The sequence below is a fragment of the Blastopirellula marina genome (assembly GCF_002967715.1).
GTDB classification, from domain to species: domain Bacteria; phylum Planctomycetota; class Planctomycetia; order Pirellulales; family Pirellulaceae; genus Bremerella; species Bremerella marina_B.
Genome location: NZ_PUIA01000064.1, coordinates 101465 through 124857 on the forward strand (window position 1 = coordinate 101465; position 23393 = coordinate 124857).

Here is a 23393-nt window from a genome sequence, read left to right on the forward strand (position 1 = left end):
GTCATGGAACTGCTTCGGTACTTGGAACCGAACCTCGAGCAACTGCTGATCTTCGCGGCTATCGTGACGCGAATCGGCGGGCTCGTGGCCACTGCTCCGGTACTTGGTGCCAACTATGCCCCGGTACAGGTGAAATCGTTCCTGGCCGTTGCCATTTCGCTGATGTTGACCCCGGTGTTTTGGGATTACGACTTTCCCGAGCCTGGCAATGCGGCCAACCTGATCATCGTGCTGGGGGCCGAGTTGATTATCGGTCTGTCGCTTGGGCTTGGCATTAAAATCTTGTTTGCCGGGGTGCAGATGACCGGGCAACTGTTGGGGCAGATTGGTGGTCTCTCGATTGCCGACGTTTTCAATCCAGCCTTCGACGACAACGTTCCCATGCTGGCAATCATCTTCGACCTGGTGGTGCTGGCCGTGTTTCTGGTGATCGGTGGCCATCGCTTTCTGATGTCGGCTTTGCTGCATACCTTCGCCGAGATACCTCCTGGCGTGGCGGCCATCGACGTGCAGTTGGTGCATGTCATTCGAGAGACCTTGGCGAACTCACTAATCCTGGGTGTTCAGGCCGCTGCTCCTGGAACGGTGGCGTTGTTGGTGGGCGTGCTTGTGATGGGGGTGATCAGTCGCACGCTTCCTCAATTGAACTTGATGGCCATCGGTTTCAGCATGAACACGATGCTGTTGATGGCGTTCGTCATGCTGACCATCGGCAGCGTTGTATGGATCTTCCAAGGCTCGGTTGAACCGACCGTCGATAACATTCGATCCATGTTTCATCGGTCTATCGAAACGGCCCAGAATTAGACGATGTCCGATCAAGAGAAAACAGAAGAAGCAACCCAGCATCGCCGCGAACAAGCGCGCGAGAAAGGGCAGATTCCCAAGAGTCAGGACCTGGTATCGGCTGTAATGCTGGCCGTAGCGCTCGGTTCGCTCATGTTTCTGGGACGCGATCTGGTCGACTTTCTGGGGCAATTGACCCGCGACGAACTTGGCACCGTACCGCCGCTGAACCCAACCGACATGTGGGCCACCAATCACACGGCCACCGCGTTCTGGCGACTGGCGATGGTTATGCTGCCGATCCTGGCGATCCTGTTCTTCGCGGCGATTGCGGTCAACATGATGCAATCAGGCGTGATGTTCCTGCCAGATAAGCTGGGCTTCGATTGGAGTCGTATCAATCCAGCCTCAGGCTTGTCGCGAATGTTCTCGCTGACGAACTTGATGAAACTGCTTTTCGGGATTGGTAAGGTCCTGATCATTTCGATTGTTGCCGGCGTGACCCTTTGGTTCGAGATGGATACCATCCTCGGGCTCTCGGCCATGAGCACGATGGAAGTAGCCCGGTACCTGCTGGATACTTCGCTGTGGACTTCCATGAAGATTGCCGCCGCGCTGGTTATCCTGGCGATTCTTGATTACGGCTACCAGGTCTGGAAAGCCGAACAAGACATGATGATGACCAAGGAAGAGGTTCGCGAAGAAATTAAAACCATGCAGGGCGACCCACAGATCGTGGCCAAGCGGCGTCAGGTTGCTCGGCAGTTGGCGATGAGCCGCATGGCCAACGATGTTCCCACGGCCGATGTCGTGGTGACTAATCCGACCGAGTTGGCGATTGCTTTAAAGTACGATCCATTCGAGATGTCAGCCCCGGTGGTCGTTGCCAAAGGAGCCGGCACCGTTGCCCAACGCATCCGGCGTCTCGCACTCGAAAATAATATTCCCGTGGTCGAACGCAAAGAACTGGCCCGCGCGCTGTACAAGGAAGCCGAGATCGGCTATCCGGTACCAGCGGAACGTTACGCGGCAGTCGCGGAAGTGCTGCGATACGTCTACGAACTGCAAGGCAAGCAGATGCCGACGATGGCCGACCTGGAACGAGCCGACCGTGAACGGGGCAGGGCGGCGTAATTCTTTGTGTCGAAGAATTCTAAGCTGCCTGCGAACGTCGCGCCTGGCGTGCCCAGGCGATCCAGTTGGTCACTTCAGCCAAATCAGGCGGCGTTCCGCTGCGAATGATCCGCTGCCCATCCGATGTTTCGGCAAACTCGGTAACCTCGGCCAGCAGGTCTTTCGCTGATGCTTTCGCGACATCTTCGGGCGTTTCCAGGCCGCATGCGGTTAGCAGTTGGGCATCGTGCCCGCGGAGCATAGGAATGCGATAAGCCAGCACGGCCTGGGCTTGCCACTCGGCAAACAACTTCGGCGTGATATGCTTGGCCTTCAGCTTGGGGGCGACGGTTTTGGCATCGGCGGATACCAACTGAGCCACTGTCTTGATGCCGACGCCGTTGAGCCGCTTGGCGGTTTTGTTGCCGATCGAAGGGGCATCGACGACCGGGTCTTCCCAGTTCAGGTAGAACTTCAGCGGCTTGTCTTCGATCGGCTTCTTCTCTTCGATCGCTCGCTCGCGTGGAGGCGTTTCAGCCAGTGGCTGTTTGACTTCCGATTGCGGCCTCGCTTTCGGTGCGATGGAAACCGACGGCGGGTAGTCCTCCTCAGGCTGCTCGATCTTTGCTGCCTGAACCTTGGGTGGTTCGACTTGTGGAGGTTTCACGGAAACCGGCGGTCGCGTCCGTTCGACTGGGCTGGCTGGTTCGTCTTCTTCCTCGAGTTCGTCCTCCGGTTCTTGAGGTTTCGGTCGAATGGTCACGCCTTTGGTCGGCTGATAGAGCTGGCTTGGCTGCGGCTTCTCGGCGAATGGCTTCGGTGCTGGTTCGTCCTCCTCTTCATCCTCTTCAAAGGATGGGATCGGAATCGAAACGCGCGGCTTGGTTTTTTCTTCTTCGATCTCGCGACGGGGCTTCGGTGGTTCAGGCTTGATTGTGGTCGACTTGCGAGTGCCGGTCAGCTTCAGGCTTGCAAGACTCACCTCCGGAAGATCAGGCACCTCATATAAAGGTCGTTCTCCTTCCTGAGGCTTATTCGGGTTCATGTCCGCTTCCAGCTCATCGCGAACGACACGTATGTCTTCCGGCAGATTGCGTTCGACTTTGCCGGTCTTCTGGTACTCGCGAAACATCTGCCGGACGAGTTCTGCCTGTTCGGCGTTTTCCATCCGCTTGGTAACCCATTGCACCGGCATCTCCAGCGTGGCGAAGACGGTCTCGACGACCAGTAGTACGTAAGGAGGTTCGTGGGCAGCTTCGTCGAATGCGCGGCCTATGATCTTCGCGAAGCCAGCGATCGCGTAGCCGATCATCTCGGAAGCGATGTCGCGGCAAGTGACGTCGAGTCCTCGCGGAGGATTGCGACGCCCCTGCTTGAAGTTGTAATGATCAATCAAGCTCTGGTAGTTGGCGTGCGATTTGGTCGCGCCATCGCGAACCATTTGTTCGAGCCAGTTCTGGCCGCTGGGCATCCGTACCGCCGGTAGCCCGCGAAGCTCGACCATGGATCGCAACCGATCGTACGAGCAGCTAATGCTCCATTCCGCCGCGCGATGGATGTTGTTCTCGGCCTCGGAACTACCGGTGTGAAACGGCATGATCGGGTCGCTGTAGTAGTGACTCAGGACGCCTGCGTTGTAGGCGGCCTCTTTCCACTTCTCCGCGCGGATCGATTCGACCAGCAGATCGTACCACTTTCTGGCCGCTTTCTCGGCACCGCCCCAGTAGTCTTGCGAGGGATGGAGAACGTGATTACGGAAGTCCTTGAACTTCTTATCGGGATCCTTCGAGCCCCGCAGATAGGGCTCGTAGTGCTTTAGGAAGATGTTACGACGGCGCTCGCTGTTCTCGGCCGGCAGATGTTTCAGTGCATCCATCGCCAGCTTGTGGTGTGTGCCGTTGGCATGGGCGGCGTACAGAATGTCGAACAGCAAATGCAACGGGGCTTCCTTTCCCGAGTTCCTTCGTATCCGCGTGCGGGGAGAATGATGGCGTCTCGCTACGCGAATTCTAGCGAAAAGTGGCCATTTGCCCCAAGCCGGATTTGATGCTTATGCCTCGTCCAGCGGGTATCCGTTGGACTCGAAATACCCTCGCCAGCGGCGTTGAATCTCCCGGCGAGTGGCTTCATCCATGGAGTGGCTGTTGCGGCGATAGTCCTTGGTACGTTCGGCGTAGTCTCGTACGCCTTGTTCGATGCGGTCGTACCCGTCCAGGTTGATCGAATCGTAGATACGACGAACTTCCCCTACCGGGTCGGCGATCAGGTCCTCGTAGCGAGTCTGGCAAACCTTCTCCTTGGGTACCGATGCCAGTCCGCGGTCGTAGGCGGCGTACATCCGCTCGAAGCAGTCGAAGACGTACTCGCGATAGTCATCCTTCGAGACCTGGAATGCTTGCACTTCGTCCATGGTGTTCCACAGACGGACCGTCGACGCATAGACATCGTAGGGATCGCGAGCAATGTGAATGAACTTCGCGTCCGGGTAACGCTCGGCCAGTTCGCCGATTCGGCCGGTGTGCGTGGGTGACTTCAGGATCAGCGGCTTCTGCTCTTGAACGGTGACCATGCGCATGAACAGGTCGAGCGTGTCGAGCCACTCTTCTTTACGATGCGGCGGAACAGCGGCCAGATCGAGAAAGTCGGGATCAGGCTTGGCGTTATTGGGGAATGCCATCCGTACGTAGGGGGACATTTCTCCCAGGCTCAGAACGCCGAACTCGTCTTCCTGCGGCTTCGACCATCCCATGCCCATGTTGTCCATCGGGCGGCTCTTGGGCATGAAGAAGTTGCAGTATTTCTCGATCAACCGGCCGTAGATCAAAAACATGTTCGGCGCAAAGCACTGAATCGTGTTCGGTGTCGCGTAGCGGTCGTCGGCGGCCATCAACTCGTGCAGAAGGGTCGTACCACTTCGCCAGTGACCAAGGATGAAGATCGGGTTCTCGATTTTCGCGTCTTTGATCTTCTTGCCAAAGAAGAGGTTTTGCAACTGATGGCAAACGCTGTTGTTGATCGCAAAGCCGGAAACAGTCGCGGCCAGGCCCAGCTTCAGGGGATGCACCTTGAATCCGTTCTTTGCTAGCAGACTGCCCCACGTACCTACCCGCATACCGTGCCAGACGCGCGGCGTGTACCAGGGGTAATTGTTGGCTTTGGGCTTCTTCGGTTTCGAGGCTTCCGCCGGTTTCGACTGCGAATCGGTGGCGGGGGATGAGGCATTCAAGTCGCTCAAGTTCCTAAAACGTCTGCGATTGGGGTATGGGTACCGAAGTTTACGCCAAAAACGCTAAATCGACCAGCGAAGGTCGGTCAACGTGTTCCCTCTCCCTTCTCAAGGGAAATTGTCAGGGTGAGGGTTGGAAAGTTGGTACCAGGTTCGCCCCTCACCCTAACCCTCTCCTCTGAGGGGCGAGGGGACAGGAATCGAGAGAACGCGAATGAGTGCCCCTTATTGCTAGCACCTGGCACCCCAGTTAACTCGTCTGCAGGCAACAACTTCCACTGAATTGATCGCTCTGGACACCCCAAAGGGGTTTCAGTAATCTTCCACCCGCCCGACGTCGGATCGGACAGGGAAAACCTTTAGACAAACTTGAAAAAAGTTCGCAGAAACTCGTGGATTTCAGCCTCAGCAGAATTCGAGACCTGATCTTGCCCATCGGTATCATCACCAGCGTATTGGTGATTTTGATGCCGTTGCCGGCACCGCTGATGAATTTGCTGCTGACAGCAAACATCACGGCGGGGGTCATCATCTTGCTGACGACCATCTACGTGAAGACACCCCTCGAGTTCAATATTTTTCCTTCGCTGCTCCTCGCCACGACCCTTGCTCGGCTCGTGCTGAACGTCGCTACCACGCGACTTATTCTGACTGGGGCGGCAACCGAAGGGATGGATGCCGCTGGCGGCGTGATTCAAAGCTTCGGCGAATTCGTGGCCGGCGACCGCGTTGAAGTCGGGATCATTATCTTTATCATCATCGTGCTCATCCAGTTTCTGGTGATCACCAAAGGTGCCACGCGTATCAGTGAAGTCGCGGCCCGTTTTGCGTTGGATGGGATGCCAGGGCGACAGATGGCGATCGATGCCGACCTGAATGCCGGTATCATCGACGAAGTCGAAGCCCAACAGCGGCGTGCCGAGATCACACAGCAGGCCGACTTCTTTGGGGCCATGGACGGTGCTAGTAAATTCGTCCGCGGTGATGCGATTGCCGGTATCGTCATTACGCTGATCAATATCATCGGCGGGCTGATCATCGGCGTTTCGTCTGGAATGGAAGTGTTTGAGGCGGCTCAGGTCTACACGAAGCTAACCATCGGTGATGGCCTGGTGAGCCAGGTGCCGGCGTTTTTGATTTCGCTGGCCGCTGGTTTGCTCGTTACCCGCAGCACCGAAGAATCGAACCTGCCGGTTGAATTCATCAAGCAGTTGTTCTCGCGTCCAGAAGCGTTGGGTGTGGCTGGTTGCTTCCTGGGGCTGTTGGTTTTCTCGGGCCTGCCGACTCTTCCGTTGTTGCTGATCGGTGCCGGTTGCGTGGGCATCGCCGTGATGACCAAGAAGGGGCAAGCCAAGAAGACACAAACCGAGGCGGCCGAGACCGAAAAGAAACAGAAGGAAGAACAGGACGCCGCCAAGAAGGACGACCGGATCGAAGACTACCTCACGGTCGACCCCATGGAAATGGAACTGGGGGTCGGTCTTGTCCGGCTCGCGGCACCTGCCCGAGGTGGTGACCTGCTGCCGCGTATCACTGGCGTACGTCAGAACGTGGCCAGCGAGATCGGCGTGATCCTGCCCAAGGTTCGCATTCGCGACAACATGCGCCTGCACGAAAACCAGTACCGCATTAAGATCAGCAACAACGTTGTCGCTGAAAATACGATCTACCCAGATGGCCTGCTGGCGATTGCCATGAGTGGTGCCAAGGGAGATTTGCCCGGCGAGAAGACACGTGACCCTGCGTTCAATCAGCCTGCCGTCTGGATTGAGCCGGGCATGCGGCCGCAGGCCGAAATGATGGGCTACACAATCGTCGAACCGACGTCGGTTCTGGCCACGCACTTGCAGCGGGTATCGAAGAAGCACGCGGACGAACTACTGACCCGCGACGCGACCAAGCACCTTCTGGATGAACTCAAGGAAACATCTCCGGCCGTGGTCGACGAGTTGATTCCTGGGGCGATGAAGATCGGCGACGTTCAGGCCGTGCTACAGCTACTGCTTCGCGAAGAAGTTTCGATCCGCCAACTGGCTCGCATCCTCGAAACATTAGGCGACCATATTGGCCGCACGAAAGATCCAGTGTGGCTCACCGAGTTCGTTCGCCACAAGCTGGCCCGTACGATCTGCACCAAGTATCGCGACAAGGAAGGCCGCATCTACGTGGTGCCGCTCGACCCGGCGATGCAGGATCGGATTGCCTCAGGCATTGAAATGGAACGCGGCGCGTTTGCCCGCATGAGTCCTCAAGCCATCGAGATGACATGCAAATCGATTGCCATTGGAATCGAGAAGCTTCGCGAAATTGGCAAGCCGCCGATCGTGCTGGTCAATCCTCAGATTCGCCCCGCCGTGAAACAACTGACCGGCAACTTCATTCCTGACCTGATCGTGCTGAGCCACAACGAAATCACCAACGATACGATGATCGAGTCGATGGGCATTATCAGTGACGCGATGCCAGGCAAACATTAGCCGCCAGGGCCAGGCCCTCAGCAACCGCCGCAGAAGTAGTAAATAATCATCATGGACATACGCTCATTCCGCGCCAAATCGATGCCCGAAGCATTGGAGCTAGTTCGCAAAGAACTTGGCCCCGATGCCGCTTTGCTCCACACGCGAGAAGTTCCCCAGCGTGGGCTGAAGGGCCTTTTCGGCGGTAAGGAAATCGAACTGGCTGCTTCGTCCGATTCCAATCTGAAGAGTCGCTTTCAGGTCGAAGAACCGGAAGAAGAATCTGAAGAACCGGAAGCCGTTGCACCTGAAACTATCGAACAGTTCAATGCTCCACTGTTAAACGATATTCCGAAAGACGACACCGGTATCGACCTGGAAGCGATGTCGTTCAGCCAAAGCTTTTTCAGCACCGGGCCTGGCTGGCCGCCTTCGCTACTGCGAATTCGCGAGCGACTGGTCGAAGCGGAAGTGCCTGGCTTTCTGGCCGATTCGATCTGCGAGAAAGTGCTGTCGAATCATGCCCTGCCGTCGCAGCAAGAAGAAGTCGTTTTGTTGCAGGCCATTCGAAACGAGTTGGCGGAATCGATGCACGTGGGACACGATATCGAAAACCCACATGTTTATCCTCGTATTGTCGCGGCGATTGGACCGACAGGCGTCGGCAAGACCACGACGATCGCCAAGCTGGCAGCTCGGGCCAAGTTCGACCATAAGCGTCGCGTTGGCCTGGTGACGGTCGATACCTACCGGATCGCCGCCGTCGACCAGCTGCAAACCTATGCCGAGATCATGGATCTTCCGATGAAGATCGTATCGACTCCGATGGAAGTTCGCGGTGCTATCAATGAACTGTCGGACTGCGAACAAATTTTCATCGATACGGCGGGTCGTAGCCCTCGCGACGAGGTGCAAGTACAGCAGCTCAGATCTTTGATAAAAGCAGCTTCCCCTGATGAGACCTATTTGGTACTGTCCGCCCCCAGCAGTTCGAAGAACCTGGCCGAGGCGGTGGCAAAGTTCACCACGGTAGGTCCTTCCAGCTGGGTATTAACCAAGATTGATGAGGTTGGTTCGTTGGGTAACACATTGAGTTTTCTGCAAGATCCCCAGCTCCCGCTGGCATACGTGACCAACGGTCAGGACGTCCCCCAGGCCATCGCCGTTGCTGAAGCGGAAGACCTGGTCGCTCGTATCCTGTAGAAACCAACCAGCCTTAGCCAAGTTACTGTCTGATCTAATATGTCGTTTGAACCTTCTTTTCCCCGCGACCAAGCTACGCTTCTGCGAATGCTTGCTAAACGCGCCATGATCGGCGGCACGCCGGCGTTCGCGAAAGCGAAGACCTTCGTGCTGTTTGGTGGTAGTGCGGGGGTAGGAACGACAACCGTTTGCCATAACCTGGCCTGTGCAATGGGACTTGCCGGGCATCGTGTGGCGACGGTCGATCTGAATCCCAACAACGCGGGACTCGCTCTGTTAACCGGTCGCACGCCCACGGTCAGTATCGATGAACTGCTGACGGGACGACTCGACCTGCACGAATACCTGGTGCCTGGCCTGGCGGCATCGCTGCTGCTACCGACCGACCAGAGCAGCGGAGCAGGGGGGTGGCCGGTGGCTGCGGTCGACCGCTTTATCGAACAACTGATGGGACTGGGACGTCATGCCGACATCGTGCTGATTGATGCCGGTAATGAACTGAACCCCTTGGCCGGCGAACTGTGGCGCATGGCCCAACTGTTCCTGGTCGTGCTGAACCCCACGGCGGATGCCATTAAGGCCAGCTACGAGCGGATACGCTCGCTGCATGGTTACTCGCCGAGAAAAGTCACCCATGTCCTTATGAATCGTGCCACGAGCGATTCAGGACATCTCGATTTAGTTGCTGGAATGGATGCCACCGCCGCCAAGTATTTGAACCTGGCCATCGAGTCGGTAGGGCATGTCGAGACGGCCTCTGAGATCAAGGCCGCGTCTCGTGTGGCTCAGCCATTCATTCAACGCTACGCCGATCATACCGCCAGCAAGTCGATTCAGCGCATTGCCGATCGCCTGGTGCGCATGTCGTTAAGCCTTTCCCAATCGCCCTCTTCGAAACGGGCCGCTTAACCATGGTGCTATCGCTGCAATCACTTCAGAACTGGCAACGAGTTTTTCAAGCAAAACAAATGATATCCGTAAAATTACCTCAATTCTCGTTTTTGGAACGTCGATTGAACGAGAAAGCGTCACATGCGCATGTGACGTATGAGGTTTGCGGATCGATACAACTCAACCAACCTGGAATCGATGGGACGCGACTACGCGGGAATCTTGGCTACGACGGCACTAGTCACCGTGACTATACGGGGACTGGTTATGTCTGGCGGGATCGAATCGATTCTTATCGCGGCGATCGGAGCAATGTTTCTGTTCGCGGCAATTGGATGGCTGATAGGAAACGCTGCTGCCCGCATTGTGGACGAATCGGTGCGGCAGCGAATCAATGCGGAGTTGGAAGCAATGGAACACGGTGGCATGTCTGCCGACTCCAAAGCTCCCAAAACCGCGTAACCCGCGACATAGGCCGACAAAGATATTCCTCCCCGGGAATCTCCGAGTCCCTAACGCGAGATTGGATCACCTGATCGATTCCCTTTCCGAAGTGGCATTTTGCCAACAACGGGGAAGTGGCCTGAAGGATTCAGGCCCGTCGATTTCATAAGAAAATGCGTGTTAGCTCAAGATGGGCGATTCACGGAGGAACGCATGGCAACGACGACCGCGACCAGGGAAGACGTGTCTCACTTGTGGGAAGCCTACAAAGTGGACCCGTCGCGGAAAGAATTACGAAACCAACTTGTTGAACGCTACTTGCCGCTGGTGAAATACAACGGCGAGCGGATCTGGGCTCGACTCCCTGAAGGGGTTGAACTCGACGATCTGATTTCGGCAGGCGTCTTTGGCTTGATGGACGCAATCGACGCGTTCGATATGAGCCGAGGCGTGAAGTTCGAAACGTATTGTGTCCCGCGTATTCGCGGTGCAATGCTGGACGAACTGCGAACCATGGACTGGGTACCCCGTCTGGTTCGCTCGAAAGCGAGCAAGTTGAACGAAGCAACCAAGCAATTGGAAGCCAAGTTTGGACGGGCACCTACTCACCAAGAGCTGGCAGAGCACATGCAAATGCCACTCAAGGAACTCGAGAAGATGGTCTCCGACGCAAACGCCGTCGGGCTCATCAGCCTCAACAAAAAGTGGTATGAAACGGACAGCTACAAAGACGTCCGTGAAATCGATATTCTCGAAGACAAGAAGGGGGAAGACCCCACGCGTCGCATTCAAAAGAATGACCTGATGCGTCTGGTGACCAAGGGGCTCAATCGCAACGAGCGTCTGATCATCATTCTGTACTACTACGAAGAGCTGACCATGAAAGAAATCGGTGCCACGCTCGACCTGAGCGAAAGCCGCGTCAGCCAGATGCACAGCAGCATCGTCTCGCGACTCCAAAGCCAACTCGGACGGCGTAAGCCAGAGTTCGGAACGGTTTAGAGTTTGCCGCGAGATTGTTAGATCAAATCGCAAACGACCCGCTCTTGAGTGGGTCGTTTGTTTTTGCGCTAGTGGCAAGTTTTCAGTGTTCCTTCTTAAGCTCCTGCCGGGGCTTAAGAGCCAAGCCTTCCAACATGCACCAAGCCATCCCCCTGGTGCGCGATCGGATTGTTCGAGAGCCCAATGACCAGGCCGTCGTACGGGGCCTTCAAATACTTCGGTTCCGTTCCAAACACATCGGCGATGATGCCAATTTGTTGTCCGTCGTGAACTTCGTCCCCGAGTTCGACCAGCAGGCGTACGATCCCGCTTCGTTTGGCGCGTACCCAAGTCGATTCGCGGATCATCTTGGGGGCACGCTTGGGAAGCTTGACCGGTGTCTTGAGCATGTTCAGAAATGAAAGAACACGCATCACGCCGTTCACGCCAACTCGAATCGAGTCGTGGTTGAAGCGATTGGGTTCGCCTGCTTCGTAAAGCAGAACCTTGATCCCCTTCGCATTGGCCGCCGCGCGCAGCGAGCCGTCGCGCAGGTCGGAATGCACAATCGCAGGCGGTCCGAAGGCCAACGCACATTCGTACGTTTCTTCGTCATCCATATCGCCGCGGATCTGCGGAAGATTGGTTCGCAAATTGGAACCGGTGTGCAAATCGATGCCGTACTGACAACGCGAAACCACTTCGGTCATCATCAGCTTGGCCAGTCGCGAGGCGAGCGATCCCGTCTTCGAGCCTGGGAAAGAACGGTTCAAGTCGCGTCGGTCAGGCAGGTAACGGCTCTGGTTGATCACGCCAAAGCCGTTCACCATCGGCACGACAATCAACGTTCCGATCAACTTGCTTGGCGTCAGCTTCTCAAGAAGCATGCGAGCAATCTCGACCCCGTTCAGTTCGTCGCCATGCACGGCGGCAGAAACCCAAGCGGTGGGACCTTCAACCGGGCCATGCAACACTTCAATTGGCAGAGTGATGTACGTGCCGGTAGGAAGACGAGCGACAGGGATTTCCAGACGCAGCCGATTGCCAGGGCCTACGTACTGTCCACCAATGACAAACGAACGGCTGGGTTGTGGGCTGGGCTGGTTGGTGTGTCGCGCGTCCATACGTCGTAAGATCCCTCTCTTACGTTACGGCATAATGCTTTGAGAAATCTGAAACAGTCGATTTTTGAGTTCATTGGCCGCCGAATCAAGTTCGCTGATCTGAATTCGAGCTGTCGGTTCTGACTCGTCTTCCGAAGTGCGTGACGGATTACTCGCGGATGATTGCTCGTCTTGAGAGGACAGCGAAGATTGCCCTTCGATCGGAATCAGCGTTTCGCCATTGTTCAGGAAGCCACAATTGCGGCCGGCTGCCTTAGCGGCGTATAACGCTTCGTCGGCTCCCTTAGTTAGCGTATCGAGCGCTTCGACATGGATAACCGGCATCAGCCCGCAACTGATCGTGATGTCGATCGACGTTTCGCCGTATTGCACCGGCAACGAACGCACCACGTTTAGGACCTTCTTCGCGACCGTCGAAACCGAAGCCCAATCCGATTCAGGAACCAGGATGGCCAACTCTTCGCCGCCGATCCGAGCCAGGTAGTCGGTCTTTCGCATGACACTGTTCAGGCGAGCGGCAACTTCACGTAGTACCATGTCACCCGCATCGTGCCCGTAGGTATCGTTGACACGTTTGAAATGGTCGATGTCAAGAATCATCAGGCTGAACGGTTGCTGCTTGCGCTGCCAGAGTGCCCAGCGGCGTTCTCGTTCTTCGTCGAAAGCACGGCGGTTGAGCAGTTGTGTGAGAGGATCGGTCCGGGCTTCCGACAGGGTGTCTTCCAGTTCTTGCGATTGCGTCTTCAACGTTGCCTCGGCCGATTCCAATCGCTGCTTTAGCTTCTGATTGGCGGCGGTAATCTGGGCAATCAACTCGACTGCCTTGGCTGACGGGCCATCGTCGGCGACGGCCTGACCACCCTCAGGCTGGATCAACTTCTGTTCGAGATTCTCGAGCAATTCGATATGCTTACTCAGGTCGCCGGTGAAGTGGTTGGTGAACTGAATCATGCCAGCCAACTGATCGCGATACGCGGCCGACTCATCTTCGGACTCGGCAGGTTGCGGTGGTTGAACGTACTTGGCCCACAGTCTTCCAAGCCAGAAACCAATGACGATCCCCACGAAGAGAGTCACCACGCCGAAAACGTCACCCAGAACAAACGTCAATAGCTCTGCCATAGTTCGGTCAAACAATCAGATGCAGGGAAAACGTCGAGAACCACAAAAACAGGGGCACCTTGCGCGGTTCCAGTCGGTTACGACCAAAACCGCTGGGAAATCTTAGGTTACAGGTTGCCCGATGAGACGGGGCAACAGTGTTTCTGGGGGAATCGCAGTATTAAAAGTTCGGGTACAACGGTGTTTCAGGGAATTGTAAGCAAAGATTACAAAAATATCGGGTGCGAAATCGTTTTACGGCACCTATTGGGCAGCAGACGCGTTGCCCGAAAGACGATTAAACCACATTGTGGTGTTAAATTCGTTATTACCGGTACTATTTGAGTCGTTCGGCACGATGCCGAGAAAGACACCGCCCAGGCATGAACTGCATCCTTTTTGAAGACCGTTCGGTTTCCAAACTGTATCCGATCGTCCTTGCGCGGCCGGCCTATGGGATTACGTGCGGTGGGTTTCGCCTGGCCGAACTGCTGGCCGAGAAGTTCGACGCCTGCCGCGGTGTCGTGCGGTACCATATCGACGCGCTTCAGGCTCAGTACTACCCACAACTCCACGAGACACCCCTCGTCGATGGCCAACCGACCCTGCTATTGAGTGCCAGTGTCGTGCCGCGCGTTCAGGTCCTGGACAAGCTCATCCAGTGGGTGAAATCCAATCAGCCCGGTATCGTGCTGCACGAAGGGCGTGTCATCGCGGCGCTGCTTCCGCCAGGGCATCGAATTCCGAACACCAGCAGTACTTACGACGAGTTCCTCGCGTTTGTCGATGCCTTGGCATCCAAGCCCGAGCTTTCGCCACGCGACGAATCGTTCGAATTGTTCGAGTACGCTCACGACGTCGTGCGGTTTAACGAAGAAATCATTCACGAAAACTTAGAATACCGCCTGCGGACCGGTGCCTATCGCGAGGTCCAGGATGGGCTGTATGCCGCCGGAGAGATCAGCCTGGCCGAGAACGTTTCGGTGGATGCATCCCACGGCCCGATCGTGGTGGAAGAAGGCGTAAGTATCGGTCCCTTCTGCTTTTTGCGAGGTCCAGCCTACCTCGGCCGCAACGTGAAGGTGATCGAGCATTCGGCCATTAAAGATGCCGTTTCGCTCGGGCATACCACAAAAATTGGCGGAGAAGTAGAAGCAACCGTCATAGAACCGTTTTCCAACAAGCAGCACCACGGTTTCCTTGGACACAGTTATTTGGGAAGCTGGATCAACCTGGGAGCCGGGACCTCGAACAGCGACCTGAAGAATACCTACGGAACCGTCAACATGGACTATCCGTTTGGTCGCGTCGCCACGAAAATGCAATTCGTGGGGTCGATTTTTGGGGACTACTCAAAGACGGCTATCAATACGGGTATATTTACCGGTAAGACAATAGGCGTCTGCAGTATGTTATACGGCTTCGTCACGACCAACGTGCCCAGCTTCGTAAACTATGCACGCTTGTTCGGTCAGGTCACCGAGCTTCCGCCCGAGGTCATGATTTCGACCCAACAAAGAATGTTCCAGCGGCGTAATGTCACTCAGACGCCGTGCGACATTCAACTGATACACGATATGTACCTGCTCACTCAGGAAGAACGTCAACTGACCGGTGAGCCCCTCGTTTTTTAGAACTTGCCCCATGCTTTCCGATTTTTACAAGCCCGGCGCACTGCCGATCTCGTTTGAGTTGTTTCCCCCCAAGACCGACAAGGGAGTGCGGTCGCTCATGCTGCAGGTCGAGCAGTTGGTGAAGCACAAGCCCGCGTTCATTACCTGTACCTACGGTGCCGGTGGTTCGACGCGCGGACGCACGCTCGAGATCGTCGAAAAGGTCAAAACCATGTTCCAGGTGCCCGTTGCCGCGCACCTGACGGTAGTGGGTTCCAGTGTGGCCGACCTGCGTAGCTTCCTGGCCGAAGCTGAACGACGCGGAGTCGATTACATCGTTGCCCTGCGGGGTGACCCGCCGCAAGGGGAAACCACGTTCAAGCCGAACCCGAAGGGCCTGCGTTACGCCAACGAACTGGTCGAACTGATCAACGACGAATTCAGCGAACTGGGCGTGCTGGTCGCCGGCTATCCGGAAAAACACGTGGAAGCCCCCAGTGCCGAAGTCGATCTCGAAAACCTCAAACGCAAGGTCGACGCCGGTGCCCAGGTAATCGTTTCGCAACTGTTTTTCCGCAACAGCGACTTTTACAGCTGGCGCGAGCGTTGCGAGAAGGCCGGCATCACCGTACCGATCGTGCCAGGCATCTTCCCGATCAACAGCCTGGCCCAGATCTCGAAGATCGCCAAAATGTGCGGCGCTGGCATTCCGAAGCAACTGTTCGATAAGCTGAGCGAGAAGCCAGACGATGCCCAGTGGCACAAGCAGGTCGGCACCGCCTATGCCTCGCAGCAAGTGAACGACCTGCTGGACAACGGCGTCCCAGGCTTCCACTTCTACGTGCTGAATCAGGCCGAAGCAACCGGCAAGATTCTGACCGCACTCAAGGGGCATCAGGCCAAAAAGAAGTCCGGCTCGCCAGCTTAGTTGCCAACCATTGCAATATCGTTAATACCCCTGCCGAACGTCCCTGCCGTTATGCGAAGCCGGGGATATCCCTTCCGCGGACGCAAAACCAGGGAACTTACGCCGAAGATAAGTGTCCTAGAAGGGGACGAAGGTCGAGATCTCCCCCCGGAATAGCCTGACCGGTCATTGCCGCCAGGGCCGATTCCGGCTAGAATTCGACCTTTCCACAGCAGCGGCAATCCTTAACATGCCGCCGGATGTCCAGCGGATCCAAGCGATCCGTTTCCCTGCCGAGGACATCCCGATCGTGCCAGAGTGGCGGAATTGGCAGACGCGCTGGATTCAAAATCCAGTTCCCGCAAGGGAGTGGGGGTTCGATTCCCCCCTCTGGTACCTTCTTAACTTCTTTGATAGTAACCACTTACGGCGATTTGACCTAGTCTCGCTAGAAGTGGTTTTTTTATGCGCCGGCCCCCAAAAGGTTCCCGAACGGGTCCCAAAGGGCTCCCGAAGGGCTCCCGATAGGGTAGGTGCTGAAACGCCATTTTCGCGTTTTTGACGGTTAAGCGCTCCTCCCGTAAGTTGCGGGCTCAGGCGAGTGGTCAGCCCCGATTCTGCACTCGATTTGAGTCAGAACTACGAGGAGATCACGATGCCGCGACGTTATGAATTGACATGGGTGAAGCACGCCAGAAAGTGGCGAAAACGATACCTGGGAACCGATTGGTACTTCCCGTCTGACGGGGAGTGTGGAGGCAAGAAGGACACTGCTGGCTACCGGTTCGCGCTAGCTGAATGGAACCGGGTCAAGCTATGGTTGGATGGCCTAGAACCATGCCCCTATCTCAATGGTGAAACGGGACGTGGGCGCGTTCTTATTCCTGCCGAGCGAATGAACGATGACTTCGGCTACGCCCAGCCACCACTCGTGATGACGTCGGTTGCATCAGTTCGCAAACCTTCAACGGTTGCGTCTGTGGACCCACCCAAGAGAGAACCAACTCCAATCGTTCAACCAGACGACAAGCCGCCCTGGGCTCTTGGCTATGGTTTTGCCTCAATGCTTGACCATGCCGAACCAGGGCAGGGGGCACCAACTGAAACTAAGATTTCAGCATTGATCGAGGAATATCTAAATCGGCGTTTGCGTGAGGTCCACGCAGACGAACTTTCCATGCAGATGTATGGTGAGGATAAGCGTTATCTGACGTACTTCCAGGACTTCCTCATCGGTCATTACCTTGACTGCATCGATATTGATCTGGTCACAGCGTCGGTTCTGAGTCACTACCGCGCCCATGCCCAGGAAGAAGCGAAGTCGGGGCGAACACTCAAAAAGCGATTAGCGACGTTATCTAAGTGGATGCATTGGTTAGCCGATGAGAACTACCTAGAAGCATTGCCAAAAGACATGACCCGCTACGCCAAGGTTAAGTCCTTGGGGGGAGGTCCAAAGGAGTTCTTTACGGTCGATCAGGTGAAGCGACTCTATGCGGCGGCCAATGAGCGGATGAAACTCTGGATACTGCTCGGACTAAATGCCGGGCTCACTCAGCGAGAAATTGCGACGTTGGAAGCGAGCATGATTAACTGGGAAACCGGAGTCCTAGAACGACCACGGAACAAGACCGGTGAATTGACACGGGCGAAGTTATGGCCGGTAACTTTGAGCAAGTTGAAGCAGCAACGAAGCCCGAATGGCTCGCCATTGCTGGTAACTGCCAGCGGTCAGCCCCTAGTCGTTGATCGAGAGGTCGACGGTAAGGTGAGTCGTACCGATACCATCGGTAACAGATTCAATAAGTTTCGAGTCAACGTTGGGGTGTCTCCACCATTCAAGGCATTCCGCAAGACTGGGGCCGACTTCATCGAAGAACGTCAGCCGGAGCTTACTTCCTTCTACCTCTCACATGCGACGCAGGGTACTAAGACTTACTATGTGCGTCAGCACTTTGATCGGTTGTTTGAGGTGACCGATGGGATGAGGGAGCACTTCGGCTTCCCTGATGCTTGAGGGTAGCCATGCAAGCGCTTGCAGGAATAGAGCCATCTCTAATTCGGTGATGGCTTCCTGTTGGTGGCCGCAGCGTGTTGCGTCTTAAAATAATATTTGGTAAAATCTGAAGAGTTGCACAGAACTTGTTGTCAAGTGAGTGCGCTATCTAACTGACCACGACATCTAGAATCGAGTTGGTCAATCCAGTTCCACGTTGGAACTGGCATCCTTCACTTTATTTTCATTGGGAGATTGGTGTGCACATTTCAGAACTATCAGTACTTGATCGGCTGGCGCGAGAACGTCGGCCTTTCGAATTGCCAAAGGGTAACGACATCTTCGACTTCAACCCCAGTTTCAGCGAATTCACCCGCGAAGTCGTCAGGAAGAATCGGGAAATCTCAGATGCTGATGACCGGCCACCATCTAACACGGTTGCGTTGCTATCTGCAGAGATTGAACTCGCTCACTGGACACAAGTCGCCAAAGCTTACGCTGCTGAAGATGAAGGCAACGAGGCCAATGATGTTCTTAATTCCGTTATGTCTCAATTGAAATTGAAGGGGTGATCCGATGTCTGTGTTGAAACACGACTACGAAGAGAACGCACTTAGGCTGCTAAAGAAGCGAGCAAAGACTACGGAAAAACCCTTCATTATGGGACGATTCGTAACCATCTATGTTCTGGCTTCCGATAGGGGCAACGGCAAACCGCGCCGGTGGCACAAGCAGGTTCGCTATGCGATCAGCATCGAACATGCAAAGGCGAAGATTCTCGCTGATGATCCGGCCTGTGAAATCGGTGCCGTGTCTTGCTGTACTTTTGAAGTGGCAAGAACGAAGTTGACGCAACGTTCAGGAGACTTGATGGCGATAATCCCACCTTCTGACCGTGAAGAACTACGTAACGACTTGCTTGCTTGGGAAGCGACGCGGGAGCCCATTGTCTTGGCTCCTCCTCAACATCCATTGACCTTCGAGGCAACGACGGGAACACGAACCGTTGAGAACGGTTTGCCTGAGCCAAAAACTTCCCCTGTGATGACTTTCGAGCAACTTGTGGAGGAACTTAACGACGAGTTTGAGATTTCCAAGACTCAGCTTATCGGCGTTCTTCGTCGAAACGAGTTACCTGTCGCCGACAAGAAGGATGAGTATGGTCAACGGCGGTTCTCCGAACTGGACGTTTGGGCGATCCGACGATTCCTGCGCTACAAGATGCCACGGTTCATTCGATCGGATGCATCGGAGCCGGTTACCTAATGAAAAAAGGCGAGCGGGAGATTACGGCCCCACTCGCCTTAATAGAAGACCTAGTCTCCTGAGATCACTAATGGCTATTGTATCACTCGACTTCTTAGCTAGCAATAATCAATTAAAACCGGAATGGTGTGTACAGGTCGGACTTTTCGATGAGTGCGCCACCAGTGCCCGCGTGTCGACTTCGCCCCAGGCGAGGAACGGGAATCTTGACGATCAATCAAACGGCCTGAAACACTTGGTCGAAAACGCAGGTCTGAGAGTCAGAGAATCATTTCAGGAAGTAGGACCAGCATCGGGTAACCTGAATCGTCCAGGCCTACTAAAGGCCCTTGAGTTCTGCCGAGTCCACAACTGCCCACTCATTGTAGAGACCATTGACAGACTGCTACGACCGGTTGGATATCAACCACGTCAGTCTGGAATTCAGCAATTATCGAAATCCGAGTTGAATGCTCTCACTAAATTATGTCGTGGTGTTTTGGTTGTCGTCGTCGAATCACAAGACGAAAAGTCCCGTGGCAAGCAAACACGTCGCGGCATGGCGGCTAAGCGTAAAACAGGCGGTCGACCTAAGACGGCTGATCACTCACGCATCTTTGAGCTTTGCGAGCAAGGTCAGACGCTAAGGGCTATAGCCAAACGCGTCGGAAGGTCAGCGCCTTATATTCAGCGTGTGCTAAATGACGCTGGCTATGACACCTCAAGTGAGGCTCGAACAAAGCGATGGTTGGCCGCCAATTCTTCCGCGCTGTTACCTAAAGGGTCTAAACCGTTAGAAGAGATAACTACCCAGCTAGAAGAAGTGAATGAAGTATCGAGTACAAATCAAGAGTTAGCGGTACCGGTACAAGAAGTGTTTGTAGGTATAAAATTATCGGAGGACAACGAACGTGAAGGTGATGATGTCCGTTGTCCTTCGCCGCGCGGATGGCTCGGAACCGATCTTGAGCGTGTTCATGCTCTGCTAAGTCTCTACTGCCAGGTGTCGTTATTGTTTCGGGGGCCGCGCTTGGGGGACGATTTTCATGCTTGTTGTGGGGCGGCCGCGCGCCCGGTTCGGTTCTCGCGATCAATGCAAGCGCTTGCACGTGTAACCACACATCTACGACTTTCTCGTGATGGTCCTAATGATGATCAAGAAGTGAAAAAGTGCTTAAATACTCTTAAGCTATTTACGCTTAAGCGAATGTATGGGAGAATAGGTGGAATGTCCCATATTTCAGTGAAAATACCAACCGATGACGGACGAAGCAGAACCACTAGCATTGACCATAAACGACGACATCGGTGCCGATGCACAGCGAGCCTGGATTGCGGTGCGCTTGCATGGCATGCATCAGACCGTCGTTGCCGCAAAGCTGGATGTCGACCGGAAAACGGTTCATCGCTGGATACTGCGAATCGACCAGGATGTTGCCAGTCACTATCGGATGAACTCTGGGCTCGCGCTGTTGGCAGTAGAGCTAGAGCGATTGAAGTACCAGGAGGAACGCATCGAGCGGGACGTTCATCGGCTAAGACAGAACTTCAAAGTTGTGGATGGTTTGCCGAAGCGATCCGAGCGGACGGAGTTGGCGATATGTCGTCAGGAGAAGTTGCTGCTTGAAATCCGCAAGAGCCGCTTCGATATGCTCTGCAAGACTGGCCTAATCGCCACAGGCATCGAGAACCGCTTCCAACTTCGCGATTCCCTTGAAGTACCTGCAGGCCAGCCAAAGCGGGAAGAGAGCAACATGACCAGGGAGGAGATTATCGAGCAAATCATTCAAACCATGAAGAAGACAAAGTGCATTCAATGAACAAGTACGAAAGAGCGATTGCAGCCTTAACTGCGGTTGCAAAGGAAGGAAGTGACAGTGACGCCAAATTCATTGAGTGTCTATTGCTCCCACTTCAAATGCTACGGGCGGAGGCGGATACCTATTTCTCATTGCTAAACGAAGTCGAAGCTCCCGCGCTCTACGACGCCCTAAAGCGTCTAAAGAAGAAGGTTGTCGAACTGGACGTAGGTAGTCCAGAGCATGAAGCAGCGCTGAACGCCCTGGATACCTTCGTGAAACGGACGATCCCAGCTACGAAACAGGGTGAGTGATCACGCTCATCGACCAAGCCAGTTCCCGTTCTAAGTTGGGATGGGGTAGAAGCTGGGCATGGGAATGTCTTGATCGAGTATGCGGAAGTAAACTCCAGGTTGCCCCCGTCGCGTTTGCGGTGTCTTGACGCGGCGGGGGTTTTCCTTTGTCAGTAATAGGCGTCTTTACAACCACGCTGAGATGATTGGGGAATGGCATTGCCCGGTGGGTTGTGCAAGCGCTTGCATCAGGTAAACCTGCTTCCTCGGTTTGGCTCCCATCTGTTGATCTTCCCCCTTCAGGCAACTCGAACTTGCCTCATATCGATGGTCCGCGCACGTTGGATTTCGACTTTTGACGGTTAAGCAATACTGCCTTATTATTTCGTCTTCTAACTGGCTCAGTGACTCTTAATGAAAGGAACGACTATGTCAATTTCACCTATGTCGATTTTTTTGTCGCAAGACGAAACTAGAAAACGCTATGAAGATGCCTTAGGTATTCTGAGAGCACATCTCGAATACCACTACACCGGCTTTAATTCTGAGGTACCAACTCGCCATCTGCGGGATGCAGCGCAGGCGATGCAATGCATACATCCAGATTTTGCTCGCGAGATCGATGAGGCGGTCGCGGCGTCAAACAATTTTGAGGGGGAGTGGAGGACAAACGAGGAAATGCCATGCGACGACTATGTGTTGCCGCTACTAATGACCCTTGAAGCCAAGTGCCTACGATTTTTGCAGGTTCACAAAAGTACTTTTGATGACGAAGGAAGTGTTAAGAAGCTCCGTGAGATTTATCAGGAAACTATGGAGTACCAACTCGTGTACATCGTTTGCATAGTTGCTGCAAGGCATTTTAGGGCCACAGAATTTGGAGGTAATTCATACTGGGAGGGGATACCTTACCTACTCGAGGACTCAAAGAAGTTGTGGGACGCTGGTCACACTATTGCTGCGATGGAAATTCGGGAGTTTGTGGAGTTATCCCGAATGCTCTCAAACCCCGAAATTCTGGCAGTTGACTTGCTAACGTCTACTGCCAATCGGTTCTTCCAAAAAGGTGAAGCTCTCGCTGAAATTACCAAGATAGAAGGCAGTTTCGATAACACTTACTGCGAAGCCATGAACGTGGCGATTGAACTTGGATTAACTTATCATCTTCAAGTGGGCGAGCAGGAGAGCGATGTTGAAGATGAGGTTTCTTCTTAGTCGAGTTGAACCAACTCTTAGGGAATGATGAGCTATCCCGAAGGTTAAGCTCGATGAAGGGGAAGAATGCGTAGCGAATGTCGTGATGGACTACGACCGTTTGTGTGCGGAACCGATTTCCCACTACTGCCAACGACAAGAGCCAGGCATTCGGGCCGGCTCTTTAGGGGTTTTACTGATCAGGCGGCACGAGAAGCCACGTCTGGGCCTACTATGCCCCAAGGACGCTATACACTGTCGGCCTGCTGACACCCACTGCTCTGGCGATAGCTGCGACCGATTCGCCATCTGCCTTCAACTTACGGATCGCCTTCTCCTTCGTCGGTGTTACCGTCTTTCGGACACCCTTCTGACTACCGCCAATACGCTTGCCATCGGCCTTCGCTGCAGCCATCCCAGCACGGACCCGCTCTGACCTCACCTCGTTCTCGTAAGCTGCGACAGAGGCCAGGACGTTTGCCATCAAACGACCTGAAGGGGTTGCCAGGTCTAGCCCGTCCTTCAGCGAAACCAAATTGACCTCAGCCTCTTGAAGCGTATCGAACAGTTTAGTGAGCCCTGAGGCGGTTCGGCCTAACCGGTCCAGTCGCCAAACGACTAGTGAGCTTACAGACCCCGACTCGATCAGAGCCTGTACCTTCTGCCACTCTGCTCGGTCCATGCTCTTGCCACTCTGCTTCTCACGAAACCACTTCACGTTGATACCGTCAGGCAGGGCATCGACCCAGCGTTGAAGGTCGGCCTTCTGGCTTCGATCCGTTTGGCGATTGCTGCTGACACGCACGTAGATCACTACCAACTTCTCGGCTTTGCTCGGCATCACTTCACCCTTTCGCCAATCTCAACAAGAACTGTAAACCTCAGGTATGCCTCTGACTTTACAGTCAGAAGCCTCGGCTAGCAAGCGCTTGCACCTGGAATTAGTAGGGTCGAGTGGTCGTGACTGAGGCATAACCTGAAACTTTACACTCGATGGCTTCTAGGTCGGGGCGGGGGCACT

20 protein-coding genes, 1 tRNA gene and 1 pseudogene are annotated in these 23393 nt (G+C 54.8%); 17 read left to right on the forward strand and 5 right to left on the reverse strand.

Annotated features, from left to right (window positions below; translation table 11 throughout):
- Window positions 1-3: 3 nt before the first annotated feature.
- The gene (locus C5Y96_RS19945) at window positions 4-807 is read left to right on the forward strand and encodes a flagellar biosynthetic protein FliR (RefSeq protein ID WP_105357012.1); all 804 of its coding nucleotides are present in this window, start codon (window positions 4-6) and stop codon (window positions 805-807) included.
- A 3-nt stretch (window positions 808-810) separates the two neighbouring features.
- Complete coding sequence (flhB, locus tag C5Y96_RS19950; RefSeq protein WP_105357013.1) at window positions 811-1920, forward strand: flagellar biosynthesis protein FlhB; 1110 nt, start codon at window positions 811-813, stop codon at window positions 1918-1920.
- A gap of 19 nt (window positions 1921-1939) precedes the next feature.
- Here the strand turns inward: flhB and C5Y96_RS19955 are convergent, their stop codons facing one another.
- Together C5Y96_RS19955 and C5Y96_RS19960 are read right to left on the reverse strand one after the other, a co-directional pair.
- Window positions 1940-3838 carry a DUF4332 domain-containing protein gene (locus tag C5Y96_RS19955; protein WP_105357014.1) on the reverse strand — a complete coding sequence of 633 codons (1899 nt, stop codon included), beginning with the start codon at window positions 3836-3838 and terminating at the stop codon, window positions 1940-1942.
- A gap of 111 nt (window positions 3839-3949) precedes the next feature.
- On the reverse strand, window positions 3950-5125 hold the full coding sequence (locus C5Y96_RS19960) for a sulfotransferase family protein (RefSeq protein WP_105357021.1): 1176 nt from the start codon (window positions 5123-5125) through the stop codon (window positions 3950-3952).
- 392 nt (window positions 5126-5517) lie between these two features.
- On the opposite strand from C5Y96_RS19960, the gene flhA reads away from it, so the two are divergent.
- The 5 genes from flhA (at window position 5518) to C5Y96_RS19985 (ending at window position 11121) form a co-directional block, all read left to right on the forward strand.
- Window positions 5518-7602: a flagellar biosynthesis protein FlhA gene (gene flhA, locus C5Y96_RS19965; protein WP_105357024.1), complete on the forward strand. Its 2085-nt coding sequence runs from the start codon at window positions 5518-5520 to the stop codon at window positions 7600-7602.
- Between the two features lie 51 nt (window positions 7603-7653).
- Window positions 7654-8784 (forward strand): flagellar biosynthesis protein FlhF, encoded by a 1131-nt coding sequence (flhF, locus tag C5Y96_RS19970; protein WP_105357026.1) that lies wholly within the window; start codon window positions 7654-7656, stop codon window positions 8782-8784.
- A gap of 87 nt (window positions 8785-8871) precedes the next feature.
- Window positions 8872-9693 carry a MinD/ParA family protein gene (locus tag C5Y96_RS19975; RefSeq protein ID WP_158261330.1) on the forward strand — a complete coding sequence of 274 codons (822 nt, stop codon included), beginning with the start codon at window positions 8872-8874 and terminating at the stop codon, window positions 9691-9693.
- A 138-nt stretch (window positions 9694-9831) separates the two neighbouring features.
- Window positions 9832-10137 (forward strand): hypothetical protein, encoded by a 306-nt coding sequence (locus C5Y96_RS19980; RefSeq protein WP_105357031.1) that lies wholly within the window; start codon window positions 9832-9834, stop codon window positions 10135-10137.
- A gap of 195 nt (window positions 10138-10332) precedes the next feature.
- On the forward strand, window positions 10333-11121 hold the full coding sequence (locus tag C5Y96_RS19985; RefSeq protein ID WP_105357034.1) for a FliA/WhiG family RNA polymerase sigma factor: 789 nt from the start codon (window positions 10333-10335) through the stop codon (window positions 11119-11121).
- A gap of 113 nt (window positions 11122-11234) precedes the next feature.
- On the opposite strand, the gene C5Y96_RS19990 is transcribed toward C5Y96_RS19985, so the two are convergent.
- Together C5Y96_RS19990 and C5Y96_RS19995 are read right to left on the reverse strand one after the other, a co-directional pair.
- Window positions 11235-12224, reverse strand: a complete 990-nt coding sequence (locus tag C5Y96_RS19990) for a succinylglutamate desuccinylase/aspartoacylase family protein (protein WP_105357036.1) — start codon at window positions 12222-12224, stop codon at window positions 11235-11237.
- Between the two features lie 24 nt (window positions 12225-12248).
- Window positions 12249-13346, reverse strand: coding sequence for a diguanylate cyclase domain-containing protein (locus C5Y96_RS19995; RefSeq protein WP_105357038.1), 1098 nt, complete (start codon window positions 13344-13346; stop codon window positions 12249-12251).
- Between the two features lie 362 nt (window positions 13347-13708).
- Here C5Y96_RS19995 and C5Y96_RS20000 point away from each other — a divergent pair, with 362 nt between their 5' ends.
- From C5Y96_RS20000 to C5Y96_RS20045, 10 genes and pseudogenes are all read left to right on the forward strand, one after another.
- Window positions 13709-14959 carry a putative sugar nucleotidyl transferase gene (locus tag C5Y96_RS20000; protein ID WP_105357041.1) on the forward strand — a complete coding sequence of 417 codons (1251 nt, stop codon included), beginning with the start codon at window positions 13709-13711 and terminating at the stop codon, window positions 14957-14959.
- Between the two features lie 10 nt (window positions 14960-14969).
- Window positions 14970-15866, forward strand: a complete 897-nt coding sequence (metF, locus tag C5Y96_RS20005) for a methylenetetrahydrofolate reductase [NAD(P)H] (RefSeq protein WP_105357044.1) — start codon at window positions 14970-14972, stop codon at window positions 15864-15866.
- Between the two features lie 291 nt (window positions 15867-16157).
- Window positions 16158-16241: transfer RNA gene (locus C5Y96_RS20010), tRNA-Leu, on the forward strand.
- 499 nt (window positions 16242-16740) lie between these two features.
- On the forward strand, window positions 16741-17862 hold the full coding sequence (locus C5Y96_RS20015) for a tyrosine-type recombinase/integrase (protein ID WP_158261331.1): 1122 nt from the start codon (window positions 16741-16743) through the stop codon (window positions 17860-17862).
- Window positions 17863-18038: 176 nt separating this feature from the next.
- Entirely contained in the window at window positions 18039-18413 is a 375-nt protein-coding gene (locus tag C5Y96_RS20020; RefSeq protein ID WP_146115743.1) for a hypothetical protein, read from the forward strand.
- Window positions 18414-18417: 4 nt separating this feature from the next.
- Window positions 18418-19107 carry a hypothetical protein gene (locus C5Y96_RS20025; protein WP_146115744.1) on the forward strand — a complete coding sequence of 230 codons (690 nt, stop codon included), beginning with the start codon at window positions 18418-18420 and terminating at the stop codon, window positions 19105-19107.
- 70 nt (window positions 19108-19177) lie between these two features.
- Window positions 19178-19492: pseudogene (locus C5Y96_RS28195) on the forward strand (recombinase family protein); the annotation flags it as partial.
- A gap of 853 nt (window positions 19493-20345) precedes the next feature.
- Window positions 20346-20906 (forward strand): hypothetical protein, encoded by a 561-nt coding sequence (locus C5Y96_RS27865; protein WP_233199031.1) that lies wholly within the window; start codon window positions 20346-20348, stop codon window positions 20904-20906.
- Entirely contained in the window at window positions 20903-21199 is a 297-nt protein-coding gene (locus tag C5Y96_RS20040) for a hypothetical protein (protein ID WP_105357057.1), read from the forward strand. The genes C5Y96_RS27865 and C5Y96_RS20040 overlap by 4 nt, the downstream gene beginning before the upstream one ends.
- 408 nt (window positions 21200-21607) lie before the next feature.
- Complete coding sequence (locus C5Y96_RS20045) at window positions 21608-22393, forward strand: hypothetical protein (protein ID WP_146115745.1); 786 nt, start codon at window positions 21608-21610, stop codon at window positions 22391-22393.
- 211 nt (window positions 22394-22604) lie between these two features.
- Here the strand turns inward: C5Y96_RS20045 and C5Y96_RS20050 are convergent, their stop codons facing one another.
- Complete coding sequence (locus tag C5Y96_RS20050; RefSeq protein ID WP_105357062.1) at window positions 22605-23213, reverse strand: recombinase family protein; 609 nt, start codon at window positions 23211-23213, stop codon at window positions 22605-22607.
- Window positions 23214-23393: the final 180 nt, after the last annotated feature.

What these genes read in the sequence shown, in the direction of transcription:
- C5Y96_RS20000 (WP_105357041.1), top strand. Translation starts at nt 13,709, where the DNA reads ATGAACTGCATCCTTTTTGAAGACCGTTCGGTTTCCAAACTGTATCCG.
- C5Y96_RS19975 (WP_158261330.1), top strand. Translation starts at nt 8,872, where the DNA reads ATGCTTGCTAAACGCGCCATGATCGGCGGCACGCCGGCGTTCGCGAAA.
- flhF (WP_105357026.1), top strand. Translation starts at nt 7,654, where the DNA reads ATGGACATACGCTCATTCCGCGCCAAATCGATGCCCGAAGCATTGGAG.
- C5Y96_RS20015 (WP_158261331.1), top strand. Translation starts at nt 16,741, where the DNA reads ATGAACGATGACTTCGGCTACGCCCAGCCACCACTCGTGATGACGTCG.
- C5Y96_RS19980 (WP_105357031.1), top strand. Translation starts at nt 9,832, where the DNA reads ATGAGGTTTGCGGATCGATACAACTCAACCAACCTGGAATCGATGGGA.
- C5Y96_RS20040 (WP_105357057.1), top strand. Translation starts at nt 20,903, where the DNA reads ATGAACAAGTACGAAAGAGCGATTGCAGCCTTAACTGCGGTTGCAAAG.
- C5Y96_RS19995 (WP_105357038.1), bottom strand. Translation starts at nt 13,346, where the DNA reads ATGGCAGAGCTATTGACGTTTGTTCTGGGTGACGTTTTCGGCGTGGTG.
- C5Y96_RS27865 (WP_233199031.1), top strand. Translation starts at nt 20,346, where the DNA reads ATGACGGACGAAGCAGAACCACTAGCATTGACCATAAACGACGACATC.
- C5Y96_RS20025 (WP_146115744.1), top strand. Translation starts at nt 18,418, where the DNA reads ATGTCTGTGTTGAAACACGACTACGAAGAGAACGCACTTAGGCTGCTA.
- C5Y96_RS20050 (WP_105357062.1), bottom strand. Translation starts at nt 23,213, where the DNA reads ATGCCGAGCAAAGCCGAGAAGTTGGTAGTGATCTACGTGCGTGTCAGC.
- C5Y96_RS19990 (WP_105357036.1), bottom strand. Translation starts at nt 12,224, where the DNA reads ATGGACGCGCGACACACCAACCAGCCCAGCCCACAACCCAGCCGTTCG.
- flhB (WP_105357013.1), top strand. Translation starts at nt 811, where the DNA reads ATGTCCGATCAAGAGAAAACAGAAGAAGCAACCCAGCATCGCCGCGAA.
- C5Y96_RS19985 (WP_105357034.1), top strand. Translation starts at nt 10,333, where the DNA reads ATGGCAACGACGACCGCGACCAGGGAAGACGTGTCTCACTTGTGGGAA.
- C5Y96_RS19945 (WP_105357012.1), top strand. Translation starts at nt 4, where the DNA reads ATGGAACTGCTTCGGTACTTGGAACCGAACCTCGAGCAACTGCTGATC.
- C5Y96_RS20045 (WP_146115745.1), top strand. Translation starts at nt 21,608, where the DNA reads ATGTCAATTTCACCTATGTCGATTTTTTTGTCGCAAGACGAAACTAGA.
- metF (WP_105357044.1), top strand. Translation starts at nt 14,970, where the DNA reads ATGCTTTCCGATTTTTACAAGCCCGGCGCACTGCCGATCTCGTTTGAG.